Annotated in this window: 39 protein-coding genes and 1 tRNA gene; 13 read left to right on the top strand and 27 right to left on the bottom strand. The window is 39.4% G+C overall.

Annotation, left to right across the window (positions count from 1 at the left end; translation table 11 throughout):
• Position 1: 1 nt before the first annotated feature.
• Complete coding sequence (locus GHD25_RS01050; protein WP_164214484.1) at positions 2 to 1954, bottom strand: aconitate hydratase; 1953 nt, start codon at positions 1952 to 1954, stop codon at positions 2 to 4.
• Positions 1955 to 2197: 243 nt separating this feature from the next.
• Here GHD25_RS01050 and GHD25_RS01045 point away from each other — a divergent pair, with 243 nt between their 5' ends.
• Entirely contained in the window at positions 2198 to 2368 is a 171-nt protein-coding gene (locus tag GHD25_RS01045; RefSeq protein WP_164214483.1) for a YfhD family protein, read from the top strand.
• A 172-nt stretch (positions 2369 to 2540) separates the two neighbouring features.
• On the opposite strand, the gene GHD25_RS01040 is transcribed toward GHD25_RS01045, so the two are convergent.
• Positions 2541 to 3041 (bottom strand): GNAT family N-acetyltransferase, encoded by a 501-nt coding sequence (locus GHD25_RS01040; protein WP_164214654.1) that lies wholly within the window; start codon positions 3039 to 3041, stop codon positions 2541 to 2543.
• A gap of 161 nt (positions 3042 to 3202) precedes the next feature.
• Positions 3203 to 3370 (bottom strand): hypothetical protein, encoded by a 168-nt coding sequence (locus GHD25_RS01035; RefSeq protein ID WP_164214482.1) that lies wholly within the window; start codon positions 3368 to 3370, stop codon positions 3203 to 3205.
• A gap of 282 nt (positions 3371 to 3652) precedes the next feature.
• Here GHD25_RS01035 and GHD25_RS01030 point away from each other — a divergent pair, with 282 nt between their 5' ends.
• The 9 genes from GHD25_RS01030 (at position 3653) to GHD25_RS00990 (ending at position 10132) form a co-directional block, all read left to right on the top strand.
• Complete coding sequence (locus GHD25_RS01030; protein WP_164214481.1) at positions 3653 to 3811, top strand: hypothetical protein; 159 nt, start codon at positions 3653 to 3655, stop codon at positions 3809 to 3811.
• A 138-nt stretch (positions 3812 to 3949) separates the two neighbouring features.
• Entirely contained in the window at positions 3950 to 4234 is a 285-nt protein-coding gene (locus GHD25_RS01025; RefSeq protein WP_164214480.1) for a YesK family protein, read from the top strand.
• Positions 4235 to 4266: 32 nt separating this feature from the next.
• Complete coding sequence (locus GHD25_RS01020) at positions 4267 to 4698, top strand: YueI family protein (protein ID WP_164214479.1); 432 nt, start codon at positions 4267 to 4269, stop codon at positions 4696 to 4698.
• Between the two features lie 147 nt (positions 4699 to 4845).
• Positions 4846 to 5094, top strand: coding sequence for a DNA alkylation repair protein (locus tag GHD25_RS01015; protein WP_164214478.1), 249 nt, complete (start codon positions 4846 to 4848; stop codon positions 5092 to 5094).
• 146 nt (positions 5095 to 5240) lie between these two features.
• Entirely contained in the window at positions 5241 to 6137 is an 897-nt protein-coding gene (locus GHD25_RS01010) for an ABC transporter ATP-binding protein (protein ID WP_164214477.1), read from the top strand.
• Positions 6138 to 6150: 13 nt separating this feature from the next.
• Positions 6151 to 6897: an ABC transporter permease gene (locus GHD25_RS01005; protein WP_164214476.1), complete on the top strand. Its 747-nt coding sequence runs from the start codon at positions 6151 to 6153 to the stop codon at positions 6895 to 6897.
• A gap of 32 nt (positions 6898 to 6929) precedes the next feature.
• The gene (locus tag GHD25_RS01000) at positions 6930 to 7379 is read left to right on the top strand and encodes a LytTR family DNA-binding domain-containing protein (RefSeq protein ID WP_164214475.1); all 450 of its coding nucleotides are present in this window, start codon (positions 6930 to 6932) and stop codon (positions 7377 to 7379) included.
• Position 7380: 1 nt separating this feature from the next.
• Complete coding sequence (locus GHD25_RS00995; protein WP_164214474.1) at positions 7381 to 7791, top strand: DUF3021 domain-containing protein; 411 nt, start codon at positions 7381 to 7383, stop codon at positions 7789 to 7791.
• 355 nt (positions 7792 to 8146) lie between these two features.
• On the top strand, positions 8147 to 10132 hold the full coding sequence (locus GHD25_RS00990) for an acetoacetate--CoA ligase (RefSeq protein WP_164214473.1): 1986 nt from the start codon (positions 8147 to 8149) through the stop codon (positions 10130 to 10132).
• Between the two features lie 70 nt (positions 10133 to 10202).
• Here GHD25_RS00990 and panF read toward each other — a convergent pair whose 3' ends face one another.
• Positions 10203 to 11636 (bottom strand): sodium/pantothenate symporter, encoded by a 1434-nt coding sequence (gene panF, locus GHD25_RS00985; protein WP_164214472.1) that lies wholly within the window; start codon positions 11634 to 11636, stop codon positions 10203 to 10205.
• Positions 11633 to 11917: a YhdT family protein gene (locus GHD25_RS00980; protein ID WP_164214471.1), complete on the bottom strand. Its 285-nt coding sequence runs from the start codon at positions 11915 to 11917 to the stop codon at positions 11633 to 11635. Before GHD25_RS00980 ends, panF begins: the two co-directional genes overlap by 4 nt.
• A gap of 192 nt (positions 11918 to 12109) precedes the next feature.
• Here GHD25_RS00980 and GHD25_RS00975 point away from each other — a divergent pair.
• Positions 12110 to 12182, top strand: a tRNA-Ala gene (locus GHD25_RS00975).
• Between the two features lie 116 nt (positions 12183 to 12298).
• Here the strand turns inward: GHD25_RS00975 and GHD25_RS00970 are convergent.
• The 22 genes from GHD25_RS00970 to GHD25_RS00865 form a co-directional block, all read right to left on the bottom strand.
• Entirely contained in the window at positions 12299 to 12577 is a 279-nt protein-coding gene (locus GHD25_RS00970) for a helix-turn-helix domain-containing protein (RefSeq protein ID WP_164214470.1), read from the bottom strand.
• Between the two features lie 136 nt (positions 12578 to 12713).
• Positions 12714 to 15041, bottom strand: coding sequence for a phage tail tape measure protein (locus tag GHD25_RS00965; protein WP_164214469.1), 2328 nt, complete (start codon positions 15039 to 15041; stop codon positions 12714 to 12716).
• Between the two features lie 97 nt (positions 15042 to 15138).
• On the bottom strand, positions 15139 to 15294 hold the full coding sequence (locus tag GHD25_RS00960; RefSeq protein WP_164214468.1) for a DUF3954 domain-containing protein: 156 nt from the start codon (positions 15292 to 15294) through the stop codon (positions 15139 to 15141).
• A gap of 15 nt (positions 15295 to 15309) precedes the next feature.
• Entirely contained in the window at positions 15310 to 15645 is a 336-nt protein-coding gene (locus tag GHD25_RS00955; RefSeq protein ID WP_164214467.1) for a hypothetical protein, read from the bottom strand.
• Positions 15645 to 16262, bottom strand: a complete 618-nt coding sequence (locus tag GHD25_RS00950) for a hypothetical protein (protein WP_164214466.1) — start codon at positions 16260 to 16262, stop codon at positions 15645 to 15647. The genes GHD25_RS00955 and GHD25_RS00950 overlap by 1 nt, the downstream gene beginning before the upstream one ends.
• Positions 16263 to 16436, bottom strand: a complete 174-nt coding sequence (locus tag GHD25_RS00945; RefSeq protein ID WP_164214465.1) for a hypothetical protein — start codon at positions 16434 to 16436, stop codon at positions 16263 to 16265. It lies immediately after the preceding gene.
• Complete coding sequence (locus GHD25_RS00940; RefSeq protein WP_164214464.1) at positions 16426 to 16653, bottom strand: sigma factor-like helix-turn-helix DNA-binding protein; 228 nt, start codon at positions 16651 to 16653, stop codon at positions 16426 to 16428. Before GHD25_RS00940 ends, GHD25_RS00945 begins: the two co-directional genes overlap by 11 nt.
• The gene (locus GHD25_RS00935) at positions 16646 to 16999 is read right to left on the bottom strand and encodes a hypothetical protein (protein ID WP_164214463.1); all 354 of its coding nucleotides are present in this window, start codon (positions 16997 to 16999) and stop codon (positions 16646 to 16648) included. The genes GHD25_RS00940 and GHD25_RS00935 overlap by 8 nt, the downstream gene beginning before the upstream one ends.
• Positions 17000 to 17252: 253 nt before the next feature.
• Positions 17253 to 17441: a hypothetical protein gene (locus GHD25_RS00930; protein ID WP_164214462.1), complete on the bottom strand. Its 189-nt coding sequence runs from the start codon at positions 17439 to 17441 to the stop codon at positions 17253 to 17255.
• Positions 17438 to 17611 (bottom strand): hypothetical protein, encoded by a 174-nt coding sequence (locus GHD25_RS00925; protein ID WP_164214461.1) that lies wholly within the window; start codon positions 17609 to 17611, stop codon positions 17438 to 17440. The genes GHD25_RS00930 and GHD25_RS00925 overlap by 4 nt, the downstream gene beginning before the upstream one ends.
• Positions 17608 to 17817 (bottom strand): hypothetical protein, encoded by a 210-nt coding sequence (locus GHD25_RS00920; RefSeq protein WP_164214460.1) that lies wholly within the window; start codon positions 17815 to 17817, stop codon positions 17608 to 17610. The genes GHD25_RS00925 and GHD25_RS00920 overlap by 4 nt, the downstream gene beginning before the upstream one ends.
• Before the next feature lie 78 nt (positions 17818 to 17895).
• Entirely contained in the window at positions 17896 to 18084 is a 189-nt protein-coding gene (locus GHD25_RS00915; protein ID WP_164214459.1) for a hypothetical protein, read from the bottom strand.
• Between the two features lie 3 nt (positions 18085 to 18087).
• The gene (locus GHD25_RS00910) at positions 18088 to 18228 is read right to left on the bottom strand and encodes a hypothetical protein (RefSeq protein ID WP_164214458.1); all 141 of its coding nucleotides are present in this window, start codon (positions 18226 to 18228) and stop codon (positions 18088 to 18090) included.
• Between the two features lie 18 nt (positions 18229 to 18246).
• A complete protein-coding gene (locus tag GHD25_RS00905; RefSeq protein ID WP_164214457.1) occupies positions 18247 to 18417 on the bottom strand; it encodes a hypothetical protein in 171 nt (56 codons plus the stop codon).
• Between the two features lie 4 nt (positions 18418 to 18421).
• Complete coding sequence (locus tag GHD25_RS00900) at positions 18422 to 18694, bottom strand: hypothetical protein (RefSeq protein ID WP_164214456.1); 273 nt, start codon at positions 18692 to 18694, stop codon at positions 18422 to 18424.
• A 286-nt stretch (positions 18695 to 18980) separates the two neighbouring features.
• The gene (locus tag GHD25_RS00895; RefSeq protein WP_164214455.1) at positions 18981 to 20465 is read right to left on the bottom strand and encodes a YfjI family protein; all 1485 of its coding nucleotides are present in this window, start codon (positions 20463 to 20465) and stop codon (positions 18981 to 18983) included.
• On the bottom strand, positions 20465 to 21331 hold the full coding sequence (locus GHD25_RS00890) for a bifunctional DNA primase/polymerase (RefSeq protein ID WP_164214454.1): 867 nt from the start codon (positions 21329 to 21331) through the stop codon (positions 20465 to 20467). The genes GHD25_RS00895 and GHD25_RS00890 overlap by 1 nt, the downstream gene beginning before the upstream one ends.
• Positions 21321 to 21545: a helix-turn-helix domain-containing protein gene (locus tag GHD25_RS00885; RefSeq protein WP_346426760.1), complete on the bottom strand. Its 225-nt coding sequence runs from the start codon at positions 21543 to 21545 to the stop codon at positions 21321 to 21323. Before GHD25_RS00885 ends, GHD25_RS00890 begins: the two co-directional genes overlap by 11 nt.
• Positions 21546 to 21854 carry a helix-turn-helix domain-containing protein gene (locus GHD25_RS00880; protein ID WP_164214453.1) on the bottom strand — a complete coding sequence of 103 codons (309 nt, stop codon included), beginning with the start codon at positions 21852 to 21854 and terminating at the stop codon, positions 21546 to 21548.
• A 97-nt stretch (positions 21855 to 21951) separates the two neighbouring features.
• Positions 21952 to 22122 carry a hypothetical protein gene (locus GHD25_RS00875; RefSeq protein WP_164214452.1) on the bottom strand — a complete coding sequence of 57 codons (171 nt, stop codon included), beginning with the start codon at positions 22120 to 22122 and terminating at the stop codon, positions 21952 to 21954.
• A complete protein-coding gene (locus GHD25_RS00870) occupies positions 22119 to 22274 on the bottom strand; it encodes a hypothetical protein (protein WP_164214451.1) in 156 nt (51 codons plus the stop codon). The genes GHD25_RS00875 and GHD25_RS00870 overlap by 4 nt, the downstream gene beginning before the upstream one ends.
• 55 nt (positions 22275 to 22329) lie before the next feature.
• A complete protein-coding gene (locus GHD25_RS00865; protein ID WP_164214450.1) occupies positions 22330 to 22557 on the bottom strand; it encodes a helix-turn-helix transcriptional regulator in 228 nt (75 codons plus the stop codon).
• A gap of 178 nt (positions 22558 to 22735) precedes the next feature.
• Between GHD25_RS00865 and GHD25_RS00860 the strand changes: the two genes are divergently transcribed.
• Both GHD25_RS00860 and GHD25_RS00855 read left to right on the top strand, forming a co-directional pair.
• On the top strand, positions 22736 to 23431 hold the full coding sequence (locus GHD25_RS00860; RefSeq protein ID WP_164214449.1) for a helix-turn-helix domain-containing protein: 696 nt from the start codon (positions 22736 to 22738) through the stop codon (positions 23429 to 23431).
• A complete protein-coding gene (locus GHD25_RS00855) occupies positions 23432 to 24625 on the top strand; it encodes a tyrosine-type recombinase/integrase (RefSeq protein WP_164214448.1) in 1194 nt (397 codons plus the stop codon).
• Positions 24626 to 25076 lie beyond the last annotated feature (451 nt).

The raw sequence follows: 25076 nt of genomic DNA, 5'->3' as shown, positions 1-25076 counted from the left end.
ATTATTTTGTTACGGCCCGATCTTTAACCCAATTAATAATGCCGCCTTTTAACATTATTTCCTTTTGCCGTTCGGATAATGCATGGGTCACCTTTATTTTCTCCTCTTTTCCTTTTACATTCATTTCAAATTCATTTTCGTTTTTTATCTTATCTTTCAAACCTGAAGCTTCCAGCACATCCCCTTGTTCGATCAGATCATAATCCTCTTCATTTACAAAAGTTAATGGCAAAACACCGAAGTTAACGAGGTTCTGCCAATGGATGCGGGCAAAGTCTTTAACCAGTGCCACACGCAAACCGAGATACCTTGGCGCCAGTGCAGCATGCTCCCTGCTTGATCCCTGGCCGTAATTATTACCGGCCACGATTGCATGACCGCCTGATTCAACTGTTTCTTTTCCTCTCTTATAATACGTTTCATCAATGATTTCAAACGTAAACTTGCTGATTTCCGGAAGGTTGCTTCGGTATGGCAAAACACGTGCCCCGCCGGCAAGTATTTCATCGGTTGATATATTGTCTCCCATTTTTAACAGCACCGGTATTTCTATTTCATCAGGCATGTGATCCATTTTAGGGATGGAAGCAATATTCGGGCCTTTGTGCAGTTTTACCTGTTTTGCTTCTTCATATGGAATTGGCTCATCCAGCAATTTTTCATCCACAGTCGGATTTTTTGGTTCTTTCACTTTTGGATACTTCATTTCCAGTGTTCTTGGATCCGTAATCACCCCTGTTAAAGCAGAAGCTGCGGCCGTTTCCGGACTGCAAAGGAACACACTGTCCTCCCGTGTTCCTGATCTTCCCGGAAAGTTTCTCGGTGTCGTACGCAGACTATTGCGCCCTGAAGCAGGTGCCTGCCCCATTCCAATACAGCCGTTGCATCCAGCCTGGTGCAAGCGGCCGCCTGCCTGCAGTAAACTTGCAATATGACTTTCTTTTACAAGATCAGTCAGCATTTGCCTTGATGTTGGGTTAATGTCATAAGAAACACCAGGGGCGATCTGTTTCCCATTTACGATTTCAGCTGCAATCGCAAAGTCCCTATATCCGGGGTTGGCAGAAGATCCAATGTAAGATTGATAAATTGGTGTTCCGGCAACTTCCGAAACCGGGACGACATTTCCCGGACTCGTCGGTTTGGCAATAAGCGGTTCCAGCTCTGAAAGATTGATTTCTTCGTCTATATCATATTGGGCCCCTTTATCAGCGGTGAGTTCCACCCAGTCATCTTCCCTGTTTTGGCCTTTTAAAAAGTGCTTTACCTCTTCATCGGACGGGAAAACAGTTCCTGTTGCACCAAGCTCTGCCCCCATATTTGCAATAACATGACGATCCATGGCACTCAGTGCTTTTAAACCCGGCCCATAATATTCAATCACTTTTCCAACACCGCCCTTTACATCATGACGGCGCAAGAGTTCCAGAATAACATCCTTTGCACTTACCCAATCCGGCAATTCACCAGTTAGCTTTATTCCCCATACTTTAGGCATTCTTACATAAAACGGCTCTCCTGCTATGGCCATGGCAACATCAATTCCTCCGGCACCCATAGCAAGCATACCCATACAGCCATTTGCACAGGTGTGACTATCCGATCCAAGCAAAGTTTTTCCGGGCTTTGCCAAACGCTGCATATGGACTGGGTGACTCACCCCATTGCCGGGACGGCTATGGTACAAACCAAACCTCCTTGCAGCGCTATGTAAAAACAAGTGATCATCCGGATTTTTATTATCTTCCTGAATTAAGTTATGATCCACATATTGGGCAGATGCTTCTGTCTTTGCCCGGTCCAGCTCCATAGCTTCCAGTTCCTGCATTACTAATGTTCCTGTCGCATCCTGGGTCAGTGTCTGATCGATTCTCAAACCAATCTCCGTACCTGGAGTCATCTCTCCGGAAACAAGATGGTCCTTAATTATTTTTTGCGTTATATTCATCGCCATCAATAACCCCTCCTTATTAAAAACGTATGCCTATATTATGTGATAAATATGAGAATTTATTTGTGTATTATTCATATTCACGGCAATTCAACAGTCTAAACTCCTGTTTACGTTCTTTTTGGCTAAAAGTCGCAGAAGCTGCCTTTTATTAAATTGGCGTATGTTAATAAATTAAGGGTAAAAATAATTTGATGGCTGGCGTGCATACTAAAGAATGAAAAATTAAACAAGAGGTGATTTTCAATGGGCAGAGATGATTATAATAAATTAAAAAATAACTTTACTTCTCAAACCCTGAAAGAGCAGAAATCAGCAGGGCGGGATATTGAGTTTGCCGAAGAACTGATGGACCATGACGATAAAGAGGCACAGGCAAGAAGCCGGGCCGCCGATAAACGAGCGAAGAAAAAGTAAAAGCACCTAAAAGAGACTCTCCTCAGGGAAAGTCTCTTCCTGCCCTTTCATTCCAAATCCGGATAAACTCCAGTTCCTTGATCCTTCAAATTTGCTGCCCAGGAGAACGAAGAAGTAAAAGGGGTTTTCCTGAAATAACCAAAAAGGATAGAGCAGCTGCCTGTTGTATCTTTCATAAGGAAATTTTCTTTACCTTTAATACCATGCGAAGCGTTCTTAATGTGTGGCCGGCAAAATCTTCATCAAATTCGGATACGGCTGCAAAACCCTTTGATTCATAAAAAGTTTTTGCTCTTATATTATTTTTTTCCACACTGAGGTGAATTTCCCTTACTCCCTGCAACTTTTCAATTCCTTCTTTCAATAGTGCTGTACCAGCTCCTTTTCCCTGGTACGCAGGAAGCAGATAAATGGCTCCCAATTCCACTTTTCCATCCGGGTCTGACCGTGAGTAATTCGCAAATCCTATGATAGTACCATCTGTTTCCGCAACAAAAAAATATGAATTTTTTAACCGCCGTTTCATGGAATAATTGCTGTAGGCATTTTGTAAAAATTGTTCCTGAATGTGCCGGGGGATAATACCTTCGTATGTATCATGCCAGCTTGTTTTAGCAACATGCTGTACAAGCGGGATATCTTTCTTTTTCATTTTACGGACTTGGATTACCAATAAAATCAGCACCCTTACCTCTATAGTATTAATCATACTATCATTTTATATTTTTAATATCTATAGTTTTCCAAAAGTTTATTTTTTCTCAGTGCCCATCTGTATTTAAATTTATCCACACCAAAACAGTTACATTCAGTACATACCGCCTTTTATACAGGCTATTTATTTTTATTCGATTTTCTCTTCTCTTCCTCTTCCAATAACTTTTGTCTCAATGCCCTGCCTGTATCAGAACCGTCAATTCCCCTTCTAACTCCGGCTGCAATGACTAGATACAAAATAATAAATGGAATGATGTACACAATAATGGTTAATAAAAACTCCATATGACTCCCTCCTTGCCAATATTATTCCCATTATACTTGTTCCATTTACCCTCCCGCAAAAATTATATATGTAATATTAAAAGGAGACGGAATATCCTATGGAATGAGGAAATGGGCACCAGGCAGCAAAATTAAAATGAGTAAGAAAGAAAAGGCGGAGTCACCTGAGAGAATAAGTGCAGGTCTCTTGAAATTTCTTGAAAGAAATACAAAGAAATATCAAAACACGATAAAAGAAGTTGTGGACAGATGAGATATTAACATATGTGGAGGGCGCTGCAATTGAAAAATTTAGTCCGTGAAACAAATGGGATAAAGCCACATAATTTATTGGCATATGAAACCAACTTCCAACAAGCTGCTTCACCTCCTGACCATTCATGGGCTCCTTTTTTGTCTTTAATACAGTTTTTATTTATAATGGATATGACTTTGAAATGACCGGCAAATCGGAAGAGCTTACTTTACAGTTAATGTCGCAGATAAAAAGGATACGTTTGATGAATTAACGGAGATTACCGGAAAATATAGTACAGTATGATAGTCTTTAACGATTTCAGGGAAAAGGGGTGGCCGCTAATGCTTCCATTTATCATTGTATCTATCATTACAGCTATTGTCCTGCTTGGCTTCAACTGGTTTTTTTCAAGAAAAAGATCGCCAATGCGTTATATCCTTCCAATGATTGTTGTATTGATTAGTATTGCCCTTATTTTTATCTCATTTGTTATTGGGGAATGGGAAGGTATGGGGATAGGTCTTTACGGTTTCGCGATTTTCATCGGTGCTGCTTTATCCCTAATTATTACAGCCTTCATTTCCAGTGCGAAAGATCTAAAGAAATCACTCAGGAATAAGGCTTGATTGCCAATCATAATAAAAAGCGAGGCATAACAATGAGTAAAAAATCAGTAGATGATTATATTACAGAAGGATTATATGGCAAACGGAGGCCTAAGGAAGCAGAAAGAAAAATGTTTCTTGGTACACTGCGGGAGCGAATTGTCATTGCGCTTACCATCGGACAGGTAATGACGGATAACGGCCTGAAACAACTGGAGGAGGCGATGAAGAAACATCAGGATGCAAAATTACTAATTAATGGACATGTTTCTTCCCGTTTTCTAAAGGAGGAAAAAGCCCTGGCCGATAAATATAATATTCCATATACTTCTATAACAAATGAGAACAGTGATACAGATATCGGGGCTGTACTAACTTACGATTACGCTATTGACAAAGAAGAGATTTTTATAGAAGAAGTAAAAGAAGAAGAAAGTTCCGAAACAAACTCCTTTCTGGCCAAAATCAAAAATATGTTTTCATAACAATGGTCAAGCACAACAGGCTTGATCATTTTTCATTCCACTTCCCGGAGGATTTGTCCTCCTGCATATTGTTTATGTAAATCTGCTGAATATTATTTCTCCATAAACACCAACATAAGACTAATACAATCTGGTGGAGGTGTTTATATGACTCAAGCCTACTTATGTCCAAATTGCAAAACAAACAGATCCAGGTTCAATTTAATCGAACAGGTTGCCAAACCGGTTAAACTGGACCCTGGGACCGGCGAATTGCTTCAGGAATATACAGATGAAAATCTGGAAATTTTCCACACAGCATATCATGGGCCGCAGTATAAAGTACAATGCGCTTCCTGCGGCCTGATAGAAGATGAAGCCACATTTATTAAATTTGCTGCGTACAAGCAAAAGTAAGGATGACATCACCTTTTCTGAGGTGGTGTTTTTTTATACAGCATTTTCAGCATTTCAAACATGGTACTGTGCATGTTATTCCACTTTTCATTTCAATTGCCTGTCCCTCTGCCATAATAAAAGAAAACCAGAAGGAGCTGGTAAATTTGCTTACCATCCGTAACGTCACAAAGCATTATGACAGCATAGAGGCTGTAAAAGATGTTTCCATTAGTATCCCGGAAGGCGTCTGTTATGGCCTGGTGGGTCCAAATGGAGCAGGAAAATCCACCTTAATCAAAATGATTGCAACCATTATTCGTGATTACAAAGGAAGCATTCAATTTAATGAAAAAAAACTTAACAGCACACTAAAAAACAAATTAGGTTATGTCCCCCAGGATATCATTCTGGAAGAAGAAATTAATGCGATTGGAAATTTAAATCTGTTTGGCAGGATTTACGGTTTAAAAGGAAGTCAGCTGGAGCTGCGCACCCGGGAAGTGCTGGAGCTAATTGGGCTCCGCGATCGGGGCAAGGATAAAGTTATCACTTTTTCGGGAGGTATGAAACGGAGGCTGAACATTGGGTGTGCAATTATGCATAATCCGGATCTCATCATCATGGATGAGCCGACAGTCGGCATTGATCCTCAGTCGCGAAAATATATTTTTCAAATGATTGAAGAATTGAAATCTGCCGGCTGTACCATCATCTATGCCAGTCATTATATGGAAGAAGTTGAAAAGCTATGTGACTATGTTGCTTTTCTTGACAGAGGACAAATCGTAGAGAATGGCGCTGTCGGTAAATTGCTACAGCAATATGCAGTTCCATCCATATATATAAAAGGAAACATTTCTCAGGATAAACTCGAACAATATGGCACTGTTTCAGCAAAAAAAGATGGATTTCTACTTTATACAAAGGAACCACTTGCAGCAATGGGGAAAATAATAGCTTATTGTCAGGAAAATAGTGTTGACGTAGAACGACTGGAACTTGTCCGGCCGCGGCTGGAAGATGTATTTTTCAAGTTAACCGGAAGTAATCTGAGAGACTAAGGAGGTGTACCAGATGATAGCGATTTTTAAAGTGGAATTAAAAAAACATGCACAGGACAAAGGACTGTTTTTTTGGATGCTGGGCCTTCCTATTTTATTTACAATCATCTTTATAGCCATTTTTACAGCGAATACTGATGCAGCAATGAGACAGGAAGTCATTTTGTCGATCATACCCGGTTACGTTGTTATGTTTGTATTTTTTATTATGATTTCGATGGTCCAGGTGTTTATAAAAGACAGGGACAAAGGCACAACGTCAAGACTGGCCAGCACTCCACTGTCAAGCTTTCATTATTTGCTTGGAAAGTGGCTTCCCTTTATGTGCATTGTACTTATTCAGATTATTGTGTTATTTTTATTTGGAAGACTTGTATATGATGTGCCATTGGGAGAACCGATTACACTGCTGATTTTATCTTTATTCATCACATTTACAGTTACTGCTATCGGGCTCGCCATGTCGCTTACGGTAAATACGGAAAATATGGGAATTGCCATCACACAAATTATTGCGTTGGGCGGTGCAATGCTGGGCGGCTTATGGGTACCATTTGAAATGATGCCGGACTTTATGCAGACGATCGGCCGTTTTCTGCCGCAGTATTGGGCACACCAGTCCTTCCAGGATGCCATGGCGGGAACTACTGAGTTGACGGAACTGATAAAAACGCTGGCTATATTATTTGCAGTTGGTTTAGCCGCAATTATTACTGCCATGATCCGCTATCCATCTTTTCTGAGAAAATCTGTCGGCTAGCAGAATGTGTGAAGTGCACTAGGGGGATAAGGATGAAAGTAAACATCGATATTGATGATAGTCATGAAGAGACAAAGATAACGATCCAGACAAAGGAATGGACGCAGGAGCTGGAGGAAATTGTGAAAATTATTAAGAAGGAAAAACAGCAGCGCTTATTTGGCATTGATAAAGATCAAACCGTACTTCTGGATCCCAGGGAAATCGATTTTATTCATGCCGAAAAAAGAAAAATATTTGCAGTAGTAAAAAACCGGCATTTTGAAGTGAAAATGAAGCTGTACCAAGTGGAGGATTTCCTGCTTCCCCATGACTTTATGCGCTTCTCCAAGTCTGTAATCGGCAATATTCATCGTATTGACAAATTTGAAGCATCTTTTAACGGAAATCTATGTGTTTATTTTCAATCCGGCAACAAGGAATATATTACCCGAAAATATGTAAGTGCTATTAAAGAAAGATTGATGAAGGGAGGGCAGTAAAATGATACTTGAAGTTTTAAGACGCAGTATGATGGGGATTGCTTTTGGAGGTATATTTACATTTATTGCCCTTACCATTATGAAAGTCAATGCATTTGAAGCTACCATCCCGGAAATATGGGTGCATATGGGAGCAAGTTTAATCTTAGGCATATATTTTGGCATATCCTCTTTAATTTTTGGAGACGATGACAGCAATATCATAAGAAAGTCAGTGATCCACTTTTTTATGACTTATACTGCCTGGCTTCTAATCGCAGGAACTGTCGGATGGATACCGCTTAATATGTCAGCAGTAATATGGAGCACGCTCGCTTTTATCCTGCTTTATGCATTAAACGCTTTAGGATGGTACCTTTACTTTAAAAAGCTGGAATCCACGCTGAACAAGCATCTGGAAAATCAAAAATAGGGGTCCCAGGTAATCTGATGATTCAGTTTCGAAAGAGAAATTAGTAACTTAAAACAACTATATGGGAGAGCAGGTAATACTTGGTTCAAGAAATGCATTCAATGCCATATTCATCGTTGTTTTGTGAACTGGTATTTTTAGTTATATATTTCGGGATCCCATCCATTGTAACGATATTTTCAATGCAGCAGTTGGTACATTTATAATATGGACAATTTTACTTCCGCTTGTTTATAAATTTTCCTGCTATAGAATTAAAAAGACTTTATAAAAGTGGGTATTTTATCGATCCTTTACACATGGTAAGCGATTTCATATAATGATAATAACTTATTAAGTTGTCAGGAGGAGTGGAATGAGTCAAATTAAAGAAGGTACGCTGCTGTGGGAGCCTGATGAAAAATGGAAACAGAAAACCAATATACAGGCATATATGGAATGGCTAAACAATAATAAAAACCTGCAATTCTATGATTATCACTCCCTTTGGAAGTGGTCCGTAAATGAACTTGAAGCCTTTTGGGAATCCCAATGGGAGTATTTTGATATTCAATCAACAAAAACTTATACATCTGTGTTATCCACCCATAAAATGCCTGGGGCCAAATGGTTTGACGGAGCTGAAATTAATTACACCGAGCATATTTTCAGAAATAGAAAAACAGATAAACCCGCGATTATTCATGCTTCCGAAATACGCGAAACGTCCGAAATCACCTGGAATGAATTATATAAACAAACCGCTGCAATGCAGAAAACACTTAAAAACCTCGGTGTCCAAAAAGGGGATCGAATTGTTGCCTATGCACCAAATATCTATGAAACTATCATTGTGTTCCTGGCCAGCGCAAGTCTGGGAGCCATCTGGTCCAGTGCATCACCTGATTTCGGAACACAAAGTGTGATTGACCGGTTTAAACAAATTGAGCCAAAGGTAATGGTCACAGTAGATGGATATCTTTACGGCGGCAAAAATTTTGAACGGATGGAAACTGTAAAAGAAATCCAGGCTGAACTTCCAACATTGGAAGCCACTATTGCTGTTCCATATTTAAATCAAGATGCAGATTTTTCAGCGCTGAAAAATCCGATTATATGGCAGGATGCTGTCCAGACAAAAGGGTCACAGACCCTGACTTACGAGCCTGTTCCTTTTAATGATCCGCTTTGGGTGCTTTTTTCTTCCGGAACTACCGGAAAACCAAAGCCCATCGTACAAAGCCAGGGTGGTATTTTACTTGAACATTTAAAAGCGCTGACATTCCATTCAGATTTGGATGAAAATGATCGTTTCTTCTGGTTTACCACAACAGGATGGATGATGTGGAATTTCCTTGTCAGCGGATTGCTGACCGGGAGCACCGTTATTTTATATGACGGCAACCCCGCTTATCCGGATAAAAATATGCTATGGAAATTTGCAGAAGACACAAAAATGACCGTATTCGGTACCAGTGCCAGTTATATTACAGGCTGCATGAAGGATGAAAACCTGCAGCCCGGGGAAGAATATGATCTAAGTCATCTGAAAAGCATTGGCTCCACCGGCTCTCCATTGCCGCCGGAGGGTTTTAACTGGTGCTATGAAAATGTGAAACAAGATGTATGGATTGCCTCAGCAAGCGGAGGCACTGACGTATGTACAGCTTTCATTTCCGGAACGCCGATTTTGCCTGTGTATGCCGGAGAGCTGCAGTGCCGCGCCCTAGGTGCAAAAATTGAAAGCTTCAGTGATGATGGGAATCCGCAGATTGAGGAAGTCGGGGAACTCGTACTGACCAAGCCATTTCCATCGATGCCGATTTATTTCTGGGGTGATCCGGACGGAAGCCGGCTTTACGAAAGCTATTTTGATGTTTTTCCAGGGATATGGTGTCACGGCGACTATTTAAAAGTTACCGATAGACATACATGTGTCATTTACGGCCGATCTGATGCAACCATAAATCGCGCCGGTATCCGGATCGGCACAAGCGAGATCTACCGTGCAGTGGATCAGGTCAAGGCAGTGGCCGACAGTTTAATTGTCGACATACCAAAAGGAAATGATTCAGAAACACCGCTCTTTGTACAGATGAAGGAAGGGTATGAATTAACCGAAGATATTAAGCAGGCCATAAAAAGGCAAATTCGGACTCAATGCTCACCGAGACATGTGCCAACTGGAGTCTATGAAGTGGAAGATCTGCCAAAAACTTTAAACGGAAAAAAACTGGAGATCCCGGTAAAGAAAATTCTTATGGGCAAACCTGTAGAGCAGGTAGTGAATAAGGGATCACTGAGCAATGAAAAAGCATTGGATTATTTTGTCGAGTTTGCCGGGAAGGATGTCAAACTTTAAAATCAGAAAGGGCTGCCCTCCCTTAAGCCGGTAGCGGCTGATGGAGGATAGCCCTTTTCCGTGGACATTACTATATTCCTGCAGCCTTCTTCTGTGTTGCCAAGCTCACAAAAACATAAGCAAAAAAGGATAATATTACCGGCAATACAACAGAATGCAAACCAAGCGGCTGCGGGAAGAAGGAATCAGATAAGATATACAATCCTACCCCCGTAATCATTGATGCAAGTGCTCCGTATTTATTTCCTTTACTCCAATAGAGTCCGAGAATAATAGGCCAAATAAACGCAGCTTCCAAGCCGCCAAAGGCAAATAGGTTAAGCCAGATGATTAAATCAGGCGGATTTAAAGCCATGAAAAATACGATTACCCCTAAAACCGCAGTAATACTGATGCTTAGCCACTTTACCCTATTGTGCGGAGCATCCGGTCTCACATAATTCAAATAAACATCCTTTACGATAGTGGAACTCACGAGCAATAATAATGAATCGACAGTTGACATAATTGCTGCCATCGGTGCCGCTAATACCACACCAGCAAGCCAGGCGGGCATCACCTCTAATGCGATAAGCGGCATAACCTGATCCCCGATTTCTATTCCCGGCAAAATTGGTCTTGCAAACACACCTATCAGATGCATATTCAGCATGATAAAGCCGACTACAATGGTTCCTATAATAATAGCACGATGCATGGAACGTGAATCCCTGTACGCCATCGCCCGAACTGTAATCTGCGGCAATGCCACCACACCGACACCGACCAGAATCCAAAAGGAGGATACGAACGCCGGGCTCAATGTTCCTTCTGCGCCATAGGGTGTAATCAGATTTGGGTTTTCTGTATGTAAATCGGAAATAATAAAAGGAATGCCACCGCCGGCGATAATTACGGCTATCAGCAGTACCAGCGTACCGAGAAACATAATACTTCCTTGAACAGCGTCTGTTAAAGCCACTGCCCGAAATCCGCCAATTGTAACGTAAATAAGTACGGATAATGCAAATATAACTAGTGCGGTTGTATAATCAATCCCTATTAATGATTCCAGCAAACGGGCACCGCCAATCCACTGTGCAGCCATTGCAGAAAATAAAAATATTATAATGCTTAAAGCCGAAAACAGAACCACCCATTTGGACCGGTATCTGCTTTTTAAAAAGTCCACCATGGTTACAGCCTTATATCTTCTTGTTACGACAGCAAATTTTTTCCCCAATATCATCAGCACAAAATAACCTGTCACAACTTGGGTCATCGCTAAAAGCACCCAGCCCAGCCCTTCTGTATAGGCTGTTCCCGGCCCTCCAATAAAACTGCTTGCACTTCCATAAGTAGCAGTCATCGTCATTGCCAGCAGAAAGCCGCCCATGCTCCGGCCTCCCAGAAAATAATCTTGCATAAATGATGATGACCCTCTGACATATCTGCTTGCCCAGATTCCTACTCCAAAAATAATAATTAATATAATAACTAATGGAAAAATTGCTTGCCAATTCATTCGTTTTCTTTCTCCTCTTCAAACGGGATTTCAACAAAAAACTGTTTCACCACGAAAATAACCACGATGGAAATTACAATAAACCCGAGTACACAGCTGTAAAAAAACCAGGCTGGCAATCCAAATACATAAGTATATTCTGATGGGTCCTTGCTCCCCAAACCATATGCAAATGCATACCACCAAATGAAGTTAAAGATGGCAATTCCCACTCCGATTAATGCTTCCCTGTTTGCTACTTTGTTCAGGTATCTATCTTTTTCCAAATCTTTAGTACTCATGTTTAACTCCCTTTTATCCTAATAAATTTTTCGGAAAGCTCATTCCCTATAATATACCGCAAAGTCACTTGTCTGTAAATAATGAAAATTTGAATAACCTGATCTTAATACCAGCCTATAAACAAAATTTTCCCACATATATTAAATGGCTTGAAAAAAATCCGATTTCGTTATATAATTTCTATTTGTAACGGGGCATTAGCTCAGCTGGGAGAGCGTTTGTCTGGCAGACAAGAGGTCAGCGGTTCGAGCCCGCTATGCTCCATATATTGAAACGCCTGTCCTGCAAGGGATTGGGCGTTTTTTATTGTTTAAAGTAATTATAAATAAGTTATTTTTGATGACACCTTGATGACACTTTAGAAAATGTGACCCTAAAAACTATTGACTTGTCTTTTGATTTATCCAGTTCATTAGTGCGTTGTACGGAATGCGGATTTTGTGTCCTTCGCGTATACAAGGGAATCCGTTATGTTCTGATTGTCTACAAAGTTCATATGTTGCTGTACGCCCTATACGTAATATTTTGGCAGCTTCCGGTACTGTTAAGAATCTTGGAACTTCATGGTATCCGTGAGATTCGAGCAAACGCCTGATGTCCTCCAGGTGTTTTTCGTTTTCCTCCCGAATGATTTGTCGAATAATATCTTCAATAGACAAAGTCACTTCCTCCTTCTCACTTTCATCTATTATATAAGTTCAACAAATATTAAATTATTCCTTTTAAAAGAGGACTACCCAAATTTGGATAGCCCTCTGTTACTCTTGCAATTCACGATATTCGTATATTGCATTTTTACCTGTTACCCCTCAAATAGGCTTCAATCGTCATGTCGTCGCCCATAGCCGTATCAATAAAAGGTTTAGTTACTCTTGCTATTTCCTCACCGTCAAGCTGTGCTATAACCGTCATATTCGTTGTGCCGCCGCCACCTTCACGATATGGTCCTGCATGTTCCGCCGGAACAATAGCCTCTCCTGCGTGAATCATAGCTAAACCATCTTTGGTAACAAGGTTTGTACCTACGTCCAGGCTTGGGATATTAGGGATACTAGGGAAGCCGATAGTTCCGCCACCCCTTCCTCCAATTCCAGGAACCCATGAAGGGATTCTTGGCAGTCTAATATTAATTCTGCTGATTCCGTTCAACATTCCATTTATTGCGCTTATTACTCCATTTATTGCACCTTTTATTGAATCTACAATGCCATCCCATATTCTGCTTGTTGTCCCGGAAATAGAATCCCATACGCCTGTTATTGTGTCTTTTACAGCGTTGAAGGCTCCGGAAGCACTGTCTTTAAATCCGTTCCATATTCCGCCTAAAGTGTCTTTTATTCCATTCCAAACAGTAGATGTGATGCTTTTTAGTGTATTCCACGCGTTAGTGATTCCGTCCTTTATATTTGAAATTGCGTTGGAAATGTCCACCTTAATCATAGTCCATGTTCTGCTGAAAAAATCGCCAATCCAACTAAATATACTTTCGGTTGTCTTTTTTGCATCGTTCCATTTTTCGGTAAAGAAATCAACGATACCCGTTACAATGTCAGATACGGTTTCTTTTATGCTGTTCCAAGTTTCAGTGAAGAAATCACTTATCGCTGTGAATACTTCGGTTGTCGTTTCTTGAGCTTCTGTCCACTTTTCAGTTATCCATTCCTGTATAGCTATTAGCGCTTCGGTGAATGTTTCTCTGATAAATGTCCAGGTTTCAATGAAAAATTCCGAGATAGAAGTCCATAGTTCTGTGGCTGTTTCCTTTATCCAAGTCCATGACTCAGACAGGAATTCACCAATTGCGGTAAATACTGTGATGGTCGTTTCCTTAATCCATTCCCAGTTGTCGTAAATCAGTAATCCAAGGGCGATCACACCGGCGATTATCATTGGTATAGGATTCATTAAGAGCATAAACGCTTTACCAACTGCTGCAATAACTGGCATAACGGTTGTAAATGCAGAAATTAAACCGCCTACCACAAGCAACAATGGGCCAATAGCTGCTAATAATCCACCTACAATGACAATTGTATTTTGCATTGCCGGGGAAAGGTTCTGAAACCATTCAGCGATCTTTTGTATGCCTTCCATGAGTGGATCAATAGCCTTTTCTGCTAGATCGAGCAATATTTCACCTAAAGGCTGCAAGGCCATAACAATTTCATTCTTCATTTCTCCGAATCTTTCTCCTATTGTTTTGGTATCTTCGTTGGTGTCCTGAATTATCCCGGAAGTATCTTCAAACCCTTTCCCTAATTCATCCAGGGAAGGGATCGCTTCGTTTCGGATGGCTGTTGTCATCCTTTGCGCACCTTCTGCGCCAAATGTTTCTGTTGCAAGGGCTAGGGCTTCCGTTTCAGTTTCTGCATTTTGCATGCTTGAAATTACCTTATCCAGTTCTTCTTTGGAATCCTTACCCTCTTCTGCCCAATTTCTAAAGGCTGAATTCAGCCCCGGCATAACTCTTGAAACGGAAATACCCTCTGATTCCATCCGGGCCATTATTTCCGCTGCTTCATCCATTTCAAAACCAGCATTTTGGAGCACTGAACCGTATTCCGTCAAATGTCCGGATACTTCACCTAATCCGACCCCGTAGTCCTCTGTCATTTTATAAAGTTTTTCTAGTTCGCCCACACCGTCTTCGGCCGGCATCTGCCATTGCTCTAATGCTTTACCAAAGGCTTGAGAATTGGCCACTCCATCCTCGCCCAACATCCGGGAAGCGTCCATTACGTTTTTAGTTAAATCTTCTAATGTTTCCCCGGTTGCCCCGGTGTACGTGTTTAAGTTTGCTAGTGCATCAGAAACGGCATCCGCACTATCCGGCACATTTACAAACACACTATCAAACGATTCCTTTAAATCTTCTAAAACCTCACCAGTCGCCCCTGTACCTACTCGGATATTGTTATAAGCCTTGTCTACTTGGTCAGCAGCAGCAAATGCAATGGTTCCAAGTCCAACGATCGGAGCCGTTACAGCAGCGCTCATTTTCTTCCCAGTGCCTTTTAGTTTGTCTGCCACGCCGTTTAGGTTTTTCTGCATGTCTTTTATGCCGGTCTGTATGCCTTTTTGGTCTATCTTCGTCGAAATTCTGATACTTCCATCAACAGCCATTTAATCACCTCTTATTTTTGAAATAAAAAAAGGGGCATCATCAAAACGCTTTTTTTTGCGCTCTGACAATGCCCCGGTTGTTCCGATAGCATTTAGCTTATTTTTTTGTGTAGCTTGCTTCAAAATGAGTTATTACACCATTTGACCAATTTACATGTAGTTTTCCGAATCCTGTTTCTGGCGGTTCCACTTCATCCAGTTTGCCATCTTTGAAGATGTAAACTGTATGTTCTTTGAAGTTTTCCTTATCCATGCTGCTATTCGCCCCTTATTCGATATATTTTCCTTTTTTCTTGCCCCTGGCATAATTGAGTACTTCCTCAGCTATTTCAGCCACCTTTGCAACTGAACGCCCCGATTTCTTGTATACTTCCTCAAAAACCCCCTCTCCTAAGGTTTCATTGAAAATATCCAATGACAATCGCTTAGTTTGTTCCAAACGTTTTTCTTTTAAACTATTGGTGCTAGTATCTGGAGTAGGTGTATTAATTAATTTTTTTTGCAATTTTTGATGCTTTTTGGCCAGTTTTTCATACTTACCGACTTTCAGTTTGTTTATTTCCATTTCGTACTGCTTTCCGTAAATTTCAACGTATTTTTTCATTAGTTCGCCTCTTCTGTTGAAATTGCAATATTGAATAGTTCTGATTCAATATTATTCAAGGAAGCATATTCATCATCTATAATTACCCCTCGGCTCCCTAGCGTGTTTACGGTAGCAAACTGCTGTTTTTTGCTCTCGTATTCTTGGCGTTCTGATTCATTCATGCCGCCAATATCATTTTGAATAACATAATGCCGGGCATTTTTTTCTAAATCATCCATGCCCCTGTTTTTCAATTCCATTCGTAACAGATTGATTTCCAGGAGATCATCAGTATTCAAGTCTTGCACCATGTACTTCAATTCATGATCCGGGGCTAATTTATATTTCATTTCAAATTCTTTTGCTTCATTTGGTCTATCTGCATAGCCTACGTCTTTATGTTTCCTGTTTGATAAGCGTTCAATATCTGTAGACAATTCACTTTTTAACTTTTGGTGATGTTCTCTAATTCCATTAGAAAGTTCACTGAAAATGTCTTTGCTAATATCTATCAAATAATCCTTTTTGTAATAGCCAAAACTAGCCAACTTTTCAAGTTCCGCCTTCTTTTCCTTAAATCTGTTTATCATGTTCTGATACTCTTTATCTTGCTTGTAAATATTTTTATAGCTCATTTATCCATTCTCCTTTAATTCAATTATTTTAGACTGTATTTCCTGCATTTCACGATGGAGCTTATCGCACCTCGGCCACCCTTTTACTTTCCGCTTGTTATAGGAATATCTAAGGGCGTTATATCTCGATTCCAGCTTTTTGATTTGCTCTTGGACATCAAGGCTAACTGGCATCAATATACCCCCTCATGTTATTTATTTTCTTCCTTGCTCTTTCCATATAAGTTTGAACGGAACTTCTGCTTATTTTCATCACTTCGGCAACTTCACTAAAGGAATACATGTACGCTGTATGAGCTAGCCAGCAGTTCCTTTCACGCCATGATAATTCGATTAAGATGTCATACAATACTTTCTTTTGGTGATCGGTCATATTGGAAGCATCAAGCATGTTTTCTCATCTCCAATTCCTTATCAATTTTATCCTCTACTTCCTGGAAAAGATCCTTATAATTCGGCTTGGAAATGAAGGCTTGCATATCTTCATCCCAATAGCCATTTACGCCATATGCCAGTTTCTTTCTATTCCATTCGTTGACTTCATAAACTCTCTTTCTATCAATCCCTTTTATCTGTCCAGGCATCCGGCCAGTTTGCAGCCATTCAAGGGCAAATTCCATATCCCGGAGCATGCTTCCAATTATTTTGCGTTCGGGATCATCCCTGTTCATATTTCGATACCGCTTATTTAATTGTTTTCTTCCTTCCCTGTATTCCGGAATTAAACGAAGCAGCATAAAGCGACATCCCTTCCAGTTTGTATTTATCCATTGAATACATAATGTATAAATATACGTAGTTTGGTTCCGAAAATATACATTATGTCAACTAGATACATCCCTAAAACCTTGATAAATCAATGTTTCTTATTTTTAGCAATAATGTTCTTTATACATATTTTATACATCGTTGATACATCAACGATTGTGGCACTTCTGATGTTTTCCAATGTCGGTAAAAATGCATAAAATCCTGCATAAAATTCCCCTTTTAGACCCAATGATCCAGGTCTCGAATTACTATCGCATTTTCATATTTTGGCTTTTGCAATTCCTCATAGTATTCCTCCTCACTTCCGAAATGGCAGCTTTCATGATTGCCCACACGGAAAACATATATTTTTGTTGGCATGGACATCTTAATTCTTTCTAATCTGCGTAATCTTGTTTGAATACTCATTCTAGAATGACCCTCACAATATCGGACATATGAACAGGATCTTTTCTTTGTTTTGGTTTCTGCGTGGTGGTGGATCCATCCTCATTCAATACTGTTACTGTAACGCCCATTAAATCAAAAATACGGTACGCCTTGTCCTGTGCTTTCTCTAGTTCCTTATCAGTCATCATTCATCCGCCTCCAATTGTTTCTCAAGAGCTTTCAAGCGTTCGTCAAATTCACCTTCCTTAATAGCTGTAAGTGCCACATTTGACAGATAAGCAATCGCCCGGACTTTATCTATTGGATCCAGTTCATCTTTACGCCTAAGGATGTTTATTTGCTCCTGCATCAGTGTTCTAATATGCTGCGGTTTATATATCCGTCTATCTTTCAACTATTGACCCCTCCCCTCAAAAACGTTGATATAATGCCAGTTTGCAAGAATTTAGTATTACAATTTGTGCCATATTAATTACCATTTTGTATGCAATGAGCCGGCATTGATTGCCATGATTTCTTCAAAGATTTCCGGTACTCTTTCCGGTGATTCTTCTTCCAAGGTAAACATAGAGAGTTCATCAAATAACTTTTTCAGTTTATAGTAACTTTCACTCTTCAAGATCCTTTTTTCTAGTTTCAATAAACGTACTTCCCGGCTCATTTGTTATTCTCCTTTTTTTAATTTTTCGATATAAACCGGAGCATATAATTTCACTATTTCAGTTATAGCCAAATCGGGGCTTATATCTCTCAACCTGGCAACCTCTTTAACTTCTGCTTTCACTTTTTCGGCTGTTTCATTCAATCTTTCACACCTCCACTTTCATAATATTTTTTTAGCTTCCCTTTGCTTCTGCTGCCTACTTCGGAGAATATACTTACCTCGTTTGAGTGATTCTTTGTACAGACCCGGATTCTCCCTTAACATGCACTGTATTTCATCATTTGTAAGGAATACGGTACTCTTTGGCAGCTTCACTTCGATATACTTCAACGGATCACCTCCTGGAAACGTATTTAATGTATTTTTCAAATTGCATCAGGACATAATCAAACGTATTACCTTTTGCAATCAATTTAACCCCTATGGCTTGTTTTCTGCCCTTCTGATAGGTTTCGCGCCACGCTACCCATTCGCCATTGTAATACTCCATATAAGCGTTACTGAACCGACTTACAACCCACAGATAAATAGTTTCACTTATTCCAACAATAAGGCCAATTTGCCGGGCTTTGTCGTCCAATGAGATTACCTCTTTTTCAGCTAACATATAAGCACCTCATTTTAGTGTAGGTAAGTGTAGGTAGCGTGTAGGTAACTGCTGCCTACGTCTGAAATCCTTATATACCAATGTTTTAACCTGCATTGTAGGTAATGTAGGTAATTTTATAAGGATGTTATTATTAAATAAGTAAGTAGTTTCTCTTTGGCTTTATATACATCTCCTACTTTACCTACCCCTTGGAATTTACCTACATTACCTACATCAGCCTACAACCTTTGCCCTAACTGGTTTCGTAGAGTAGGTAGTGCTTACCTACATCTGCCTACATTACCTACATTTCATTATTTACTATTTTTGGATGGACATGATAAACCGTTTTTCTGCCCACTTTATCCATTTTGATAAAACCTCTATCCTCCAATTGGAACAACGTTTCTTTAAAGTCCTGAGACGTTTTGAATTTTCTATTAGTCAATTCTTGGATGGCTCTGTATTCTACTGTTTCGGATTGCTGCCTTTGGATAACATTTAAAAGATATTTAGCAGTCTCTTCGTCCTCATTTACACCCATCACACCGTGCGCCTTCATTGCATGCTGTATGAAGTATTCCCTTAGCACATTCGCCCTCTGTAGCGTGTCTGTATTGATTTCTGAAGGTATTTCCTTGCCTACATACTCCGCAACGTGAAGAAGCCCAGCGATGCGTATTATTTGCCCTGCCAGCTTTCCGATCCAGCCCTGAAAACTATCGGGCAAATCTTCATCTTTTAACATTTCTTCTATTTCAGTTCTTAGATAAACTTCATACCTGCTGGCCTCTTCATCAAAAGTAAGCTGTCTAGGTGTTTCTGCTTCAATTCTGAGTAACTTATTCATATTGTTATGAAAAACTTCTTTAACAAATGGATCCACTTGTTTTGGCTCAATTTCCCGATAACCTACCTTTGACCTGGGGAAAGAATACAAGAACCTTTGCGTTAATCCTCTTTCTTGAAACGTATCAGGAATATCCTTTATTACAGAGGGCTGTACAAATAATCCAATTGTTAGTGTCGGATTATGCAGTTTAATAGATTCCCTTCCCATACGGTCAATGGAGACATTATCGGCAGAATGACCCTTCAGGTATATATCGATATTTGAAGCCTTGTCTTTCGTGTATCGGCCTGCCATCATTTGAAAGGCTTCTGCCCCTTCTGCAGACAGAACAGCTATCTTCTCATTATTCTTGGCCATTAAATCCGCTATTTTTTCCGGTGTAGCATCAGCCGTTATAAAACTTGGAATATACATTATCTCTTCAGCTTCTATTTCCTCGCGTACTGAATAAATTTCTTCCAATATTTTTTTATCGTTGTCCTTTGCAAAATCCTTTTCTAGTTTTTCGATGCGTCTTTGTTTTGCCCTTAGCCAATCCTGCTGCTTAGCTACCTCAATACTCAATGTTTCAGCTTGTTCCTGTTCATATTCCATGACTGGACCAATAAAATTTTTAAAAACAGATGATTTTCTGTTTGCTGATCCCAAAGCCATAACTGAATAGGTGTTTAATGTTTCCACCCAATCGCCAATTACGTTGACTTCAAACTTCCTCGATAGTATAGTAGATAATATGGAAATGGCGGCAATTCCTGCAGCATCTTTTGGTGTTTGTGTCGATTCCGCCACACTATCCACATAATCCTTAATCCAAGCGGGGAAAATACCTGAATCAAAGTTAGGGAGTTTATCTTCGTCAAATCCGATTGGCTCATCCCATTCCTGTGGTGGAGCCTTTTTATTTTGTTCTTCTGCTAATTCTTGTACTGCATTCACTAATGATTACCCCCTCGCCTTCGTGCTAGTTCCTTACTTGCAATTGAATTAATAACTGTTTCCAGCTCTGCTATTTCCAATGGTGGTATATTGGAGTTATTCCATAGTTTCATAATTTCAACCACAAGCCCCGGATCTACATAACGCCGGAACAAATGACCAGCCAATGAAGTAGCTGCAGCGTTTCTTTGTCCTTCTCCCACACCTTGCATGATGTTTATCCAATAGGATGATGTTTTCTTTTGATGTGTTCCTTTTGGCTTTAAAACCATGTCTAACAGCCATTTTGGCGCTTCATTGATTCTTATTTCTAGCGGATGACTACTCAATTCCCATTCGTATCTATCGCCACTTATATGGATTGAAGGACTGGCCACAATAAAGCCGTTATCCCCTCTAATATCAATACCTGGCAATAAATCAACCTTATTCCCTATTCCCTCCTGATATTTAAAGAGGAAATGGCTCCCCTTGGATCCAGTTATTTGTTCGACAGTTTCGGGCAATCCTCCAAAGTGATCTGTTAATTGTTCCAATGATTCCTTGCCCTGTTTTCCATCTACATCAGCGACGAAAAAACCGCTTTTTCTTCCTGCAACTAAACCGATATTGGAGTCACTCCATTGTTTCCACCATTTTTTGATAGTTTCCCTATCTGTGGTGGCTTTATCTTGCCAATTGCTCACCCGGGGATGTTTCCCCGGACTTTGGCAATTTGGGTTGCTACAAGTGCATTTTCCATCTATAATGGAGTGTATAGGGATTACCGGGAATTGAAGCCTTTCAGCATAAGCTAGTGCTGCTATTAATAAATCCCGGTGTGTCGGTGTAGCTACTGCAATAGCTTCACCTTTTTTAATACTCATCTTCTACACTTACTTTCATCTGTTCGTCGACCCATTTGTCTATGGCTTCCTTTTTAAACAGGATCCTGCGGCCTATACGGAAATGAACAATTCTTTTTTCCCTCACTAATTTAAAAATGGTGTCAATGCTTACCCCCAGGTACTCCGCAACCTCATTTGTGGTTAGTGTTGATCTTCTGATAGGTTCCAGTGTCGGTTTATACATTTCCATCATTTACGCCCTCCATTTGAAGTAATTTTTATTAAAGAATTTCTGAAGATCCTTTTTCATGTCCTCATGTTCATATAGCAAAGAACAACTCGCATATAAATGATCTGCCATAGAGACCGGCTCTCCATTTTCAAATTTGCGGATACGTGTAGCTGAAGTTTGAAGTTTTCTTCCCACATAAGCCAATGACAGGCCGAGGTGTTCACGATATGCCCGGAGGCCTGCACCGTCCGCTTCCCAATTATGTTTATTATCAGCAATAAATTTTCCCCTACTGGTCTCCCTTTGTTTTTCCATATTCAATATCTCCATTTGAATTACCCCCTGTTTTTAATTTCATTAATAATTCTTTGTGCTTCAGGATCCACATTTTTATACAAGATTAATATCCTAAGTGCTTTTTCTAGAGTCATTTGTATTTCCTCCTTCCATTTAGAGCCATTAATTCGTATGCAATTTTGGCAAGTGCTTCATCCTGCTTTTTAACGTTATGTTCATTTAATGCAGTGACGATCTTGGCCACCTCATCATAGCTGGCTGTGATTTCAATTGTTTCATTTCCTACATTTAAAACTTTCATGAGATTCCCTCCTCTTTATTGTTATCAATTAAAAATTCATGACTTTTGTAAATATAAGTTTCACATTTGCGGCAAAATGGTTTCATCATCGCCCCTGCTGCTGCATAATCACCAACCTTTATTGGTGCTTTACAGCTTGTACATTTAAGCATTGGTTCCACTCCTTTTTATATGCTGTACATGCCTTTTTCAGTGGTTTTCTGATCATTAAGACACCTTTTTTTTAGCTGCTTCAATAGTAAACACGTCGTCAAACTTTAATTGCAAGGCATCACAAATTTTTTTAGCGGTATCAGGTCTAGGCGATTGCTTGCCGTTTGATATTTGAATAAATGTAGATTCAGCTAGACCACTTTTTCTTGCAAACGAACGTTTAGAATACCCTTTTTTAGCAATAATTTCGTTAAACTTCGCCCGGGATTTTAAAACGATCATTTTTTACCCTCCTTATCAACCAGTAAGATTTATAAAATGATTAGACTATTGGTTATTTAGTCTGTTGTACTAATCATAATACCTTATTGATTGGTTGTCAAGTCATTTTGATTAGACTATTGGTTATTTTGATTAGTTATGATATTATTTAATTAAAGAATAAAGTGAGGTGTAAAATATGGGCTACATACAGTCTAATTTGAGAGTCTTAATGGCAAAACATGGATTAAACATTCAAAGAGTTAAAGAAAAGACAAGCTTATCTAGGACTACAATTTCTAATCTGTATAATAATCTTGGGGCGGGAGTTCAGTTCGATACTATGAAGCAGTTATGTGAGCTCTTCAGATGTCAACCAGGGGATCTATTTTCTTATATTGATTTAGATTTTGGTTTTGAAATAATAGGAGATAATTCTAATGTTGAAATGGTGGAAGACACATATACTTTAGAAGGTCAAGGAGGAAGTTATGACTATGTCTCAGAAATAACTACAGAACTAGTTATAAAATGTAAATTAATTTATGAAGGGGAAAAATACGATTTTAACTTTAAAACAATAGTGCAATATGGAATAGATCATGAAAAAAATATAGACGAACTGAAGGTTTCGTTATCACCTACTTTTGAATACACATTAGAATATAAACTAGAACTTTCCCCTTTTATAGTCAATGATATTTCGGAAAGTTTAGATGAATTATTATTAGATTGGGGGTTTGATTCATTTAACGGAGAAGAAATAGAGGGAATTGTCTCTGTGTCTGTTGAACATGATATGTTGTTCGAAAGTAATGGATTAGATAAAGAAGAAAATGATAAAATTGTGGACGGTTTAATAAAAAAATATCAAAACAAAAAGGAAGGTGATTAAATGGCTGGTTCCATACAGGATAGAGGAAATGGAAAATACTATTTAACTGTAAGTGCCGGATTCGATGGACAAGGGAAGCGGATCCGTAAAACTAAGACAGTGACTGCCAAAAGTCCTGCGGATGCCAGGAAGAAACTTGCCTTATTTGTTGCTGAAGTGGAAAGGAAGGAATATGTTTCTCCATCTAATACAAAGTTTCGTACTTTTGTGGAATTATGGAAGAAAAGAGCCAAAAAACAGCTTGCACCAAAAACGATGGAATTATACACCTATCTGCTGGACAGTAGGATGATCCCTGCCTTTGGCAATATCAGATTAGAAAATATAACTCTTGTTCGGTTAAATGACTATATGGAAAAACTTGAAGAAGAAGGTCTGTCATCTAATACACGATTGAAACATTATAATTTATTTAATAATCTGTTCAACTTGGCTTTGAAACTAAAATTAATAAGTGAAAATCCAATGGATGGAGTAGACCGCCCAAAAAGAGAACAGAAAGAAACAAATGTTTATGATTCTCAGGAATTGAAACGATTATTTCTGCTGCTGAATGAGGAAAAGAATAAGCAAATGGTTCTTATGGTAAAATTGGCACTTAAAACAGGGATGCGTAAAGGGGAATTACTCGGCCTTAGGTGGGAGGATGTAGACTTTGCGACAAATACCATTCATGTACGCCATTCTCTAAGTTATACCAAAGAGGAAGGCTATCAAATAAAGGATACTAAAACGAAAAACTCTAATCGTAAAGTAGCTCCACCTAAAAAGCTGATGAAGGAATTGCAGAAACATATTCATCATAAAAGGGAAGAAAAAGCTGCTGCTGCTGAATTATGGGATGACACATTCGGAAACTTAGTATTTTCCACACCAGGTAAAAGTGAAGGTGACACTCTTTCCTTATTCGGCAAACCAATACATCAGGATTCACCTAATAGATGGTGGAGAAGGTTTCTTGACCGTGTGAATGCAGAAGCTGAAAAGAACGGTCAGTCTAAACTTAAAAAGATCCGCTTCCATGATCTAAGGCATACTGCTGCCACTGATTTAATAAATAAAAATGCACATCCCAATGCAATTTCTAAACGCCTAGGACATGCCAATATAAGTACCACCATAAATATATATGGCCACCACCTGGAAGAAGCAGATCAAAAAATAGCCGATATGTTGGATGAAGATTATATATAAGTTTTCTTCCACAGGTGAAAACTTTTCCCCATTTCCGGGGAATACTCACACGCACACGCGTATTGTTACATTCTCCCCGCTTTCTTCGTCAGGTGAAAGCGGTAAACATCATTTTATATGGTGTTTTTTTCTTTCCTGCATATGGTGGACCGCTTCATGACTTTAGTGTTATACTTAAGTCCAAAATATTATGTGGTATAATATGACTAGTTAGGTTGTTTTCCGGGGAAGATGCGCCCCGGATTTTTTCTTTGCCTTTTATAAGAACATACGTTTATTTCTTGATGACACCTTGATGACACTTTTACTCATATTTGAGTAAAAACAAAAGATTAAATCATAGTATATACCTTACAAATGCCTATAAATCAATGGTTTTCATTTTGATTCATAACTGAAAAAATTGTATGTCTATCTCTGGCAGACAAGAGGTCAGCGGTTCGAGCCCGCT

The sequence above is a fragment of the Virgibacillus aidingensis genome, assembly GCF_010994035.1.
Classification (GTDB): domain Bacteria; phylum Bacillota; class Bacilli; order Bacillales; family Amphibacillaceae; genus Virgibacillus_N.
Note: the sequence above shows the minus strand (reverse complement) of the source record. Positions and strands in the feature narration are given on the sequence as shown.

Excerpts from the sequence above, each read along its gene's own strand:
- GHD25_RS01025 (WP_164214480.1), top strand. The coding sequence starts at position 3,950 with ATGCTTCCATTTATCATTGTATCTATCATTACAGCTATTGTCCTGCTT.
- GHD25_RS00855 (WP_164214448.1), top strand. The coding sequence starts at position 23,432 with ATGGCTGGTTCCATACAGGATAGAGGAAATGGAAAATACTATTTAACT.
- GHD25_RS01000 (WP_164214475.1), top strand. The coding sequence starts at position 6,930 with ATGAAAGTAAACATCGATATTGATGATAGTCATGAAGAGACAAAGATA.
- GHD25_RS00955 (WP_164214467.1), bottom strand. The coding sequence starts at position 15,645 with ATGAAAAAATACGTTGAAATTTACGGAAAGCAGTACGAAATGGAAATA.
- GHD25_RS01020 (WP_164214479.1), top strand. The coding sequence starts at position 4,267 with ATGAGTAAAAAATCAGTAGATGATTATATTACAGAAGGATTATATGGC.
- GHD25_RS00995 (WP_164214474.1), top strand. The coding sequence starts at position 7,381 with ATGATACTTGAAGTTTTAAGACGCAGTATGATGGGGATTGCTTTTGGA.
- GHD25_RS00880 (WP_164214453.1), bottom strand. The coding sequence starts at position 21,854 with ATGGAGATATTGAATATGGAAAAACAAAGGGAGACCAGTAGGGGAAAA.
- GHD25_RS00960 (WP_164214468.1), bottom strand. The coding sequence starts at position 15,294 with ATGGATAAGGAAAACTTCAAAGAACATACAGTTTACATCTTCAAAGAT.
- GHD25_RS00925 (WP_164214461.1), bottom strand. The coding sequence starts at position 17,611 with ATGATGACTGATAAGGAACTAGAGAAAGCACAGGACAAGGCGTACCGT.
- GHD25_RS00945 (WP_164214465.1), bottom strand. The coding sequence starts at position 16,436 with ATGCCAGTTAGCCTTGATGTCCAAGAGCAAATCAAAAAGCTGGAATCG.
- GHD25_RS00900 (WP_164214456.1), bottom strand. The coding sequence starts at position 18,694 with ATGTTAGCTGAAAAAGAGGTAATCTCATTGGACGACAAAGCCCGGCAA.
- GHD25_RS00870 (WP_164214451.1), bottom strand. The coding sequence starts at position 22,274 with ATGCTTAAATGTACAAGCTGTAAAGCACCAATAAAGGTTGGTGATTAT.
- GHD25_RS00980 (WP_164214471.1), bottom strand. The coding sequence starts at position 11,917 with ATGAGTACTAAAGATTTGGAAAAAGATAGATACCTGAACAAAGTAGCA.
- GHD25_RS01045 (WP_164214483.1), top strand. The coding sequence starts at position 2,198 with ATGGGCAGAGATGATTATAATAAATTAAAAAATAACTTTACTTCTCAA.
- GHD25_RS00865 (WP_164214450.1), bottom strand. The coding sequence starts at position 22,557 with ATGATCGTTTTAAAATCCCGGGCGAAGTTTAACGAAATTATTGCTAAA.
- GHD25_RS00935 (WP_164214463.1), bottom strand. The coding sequence starts at position 16,999 with ATGCTGCTTCGTTTAATTCCGGAATACAGGGAAGGAAGAAAACAATTA.
- GHD25_RS00940 (WP_164214464.1), bottom strand. The coding sequence starts at position 16,653 with ATGCTTGATGCTTCCAATATGACCGATCACCAAAAGAAAGTATTGTAT.
- GHD25_RS00965 (WP_164214469.1), bottom strand. The coding sequence starts at position 15,041 with ATGGCTGTTGATGGAAGTATCAGAATTTCGACGAAGATAGACCAAAAA.
- GHD25_RS01035 (WP_164214482.1), bottom strand. The coding sequence starts at position 3,370 with ATGGAGTTTTTATTAACCATTATTGTGTACATCATTCCATTTATTATT.
- GHD25_RS00890 (WP_164214454.1), bottom strand. The coding sequence starts at position 21,331 with ATGAGTATTAAAAAAGGTGAAGCTATTGCAGTAGCTACACCGACACAC.
- GHD25_RS01050 (WP_164214484.1), bottom strand. The coding sequence starts at position 1,954 with ATGGCGATGAATATAACGCAAAAAATAATTAAGGACCATCTTGTTTCC.
- GHD25_RS00990 (WP_164214473.1), top strand. The coding sequence starts at position 8,147 with ATGAGTCAAATTAAAGAAGGTACGCTGCTGTGGGAGCCTGATGAAAAA.
- GHD25_RS00885 (WP_346426760.1), bottom strand. The coding sequence starts at position 21,545 with ATGATGGAAATGTATAAACCGACACTGGAACCTATCAGAAGATCAACA.
- GHD25_RS01005 (WP_164214476.1), top strand. The coding sequence starts at position 6,151 with ATGATAGCGATTTTTAAAGTGGAATTAAAAAAACATGCACAGGACAAA.
- panF (WP_164214472.1), bottom strand. The coding sequence starts at position 11,636 with ATGAATTGGCAAGCAATTTTTCCATTAGTTATTATATTAATTATTATT.
- GHD25_RS00930 (WP_164214462.1), bottom strand. The coding sequence starts at position 17,441 with ATGAGTATTCAAACAAGATTACGCAGATTAGAAAGAATTAAGATGTCC.
- GHD25_RS00860 (WP_164214449.1), top strand. The coding sequence starts at position 22,736 with ATGGGCTACATACAGTCTAATTTGAGAGTCTTAATGGCAAAACATGGA.
- GHD25_RS01015 (WP_164214478.1), top strand. The coding sequence starts at position 4,846 with ATGACTCAAGCCTACTTATGTCCAAATTGCAAAACAAACAGATCCAGG.
- GHD25_RS00875 (WP_164214452.1), bottom strand. The coding sequence starts at position 22,122 with ATGAAAGTTTTAAATGTAGGAAATGAAACAATTGAAATCACAGCCAGC.
- GHD25_RS00915 (WP_164214459.1), bottom strand. The coding sequence starts at position 18,084 with ATGAGCCGGGAAGTACGTTTATTGAAACTAGAAAAAAGGATCTTGAAG.
- GHD25_RS00950 (WP_164214466.1), bottom strand. The coding sequence starts at position 16,262 with ATGAGCTATAAAAATATTTACAAGCAAGATAAAGAGTATCAGAACATG.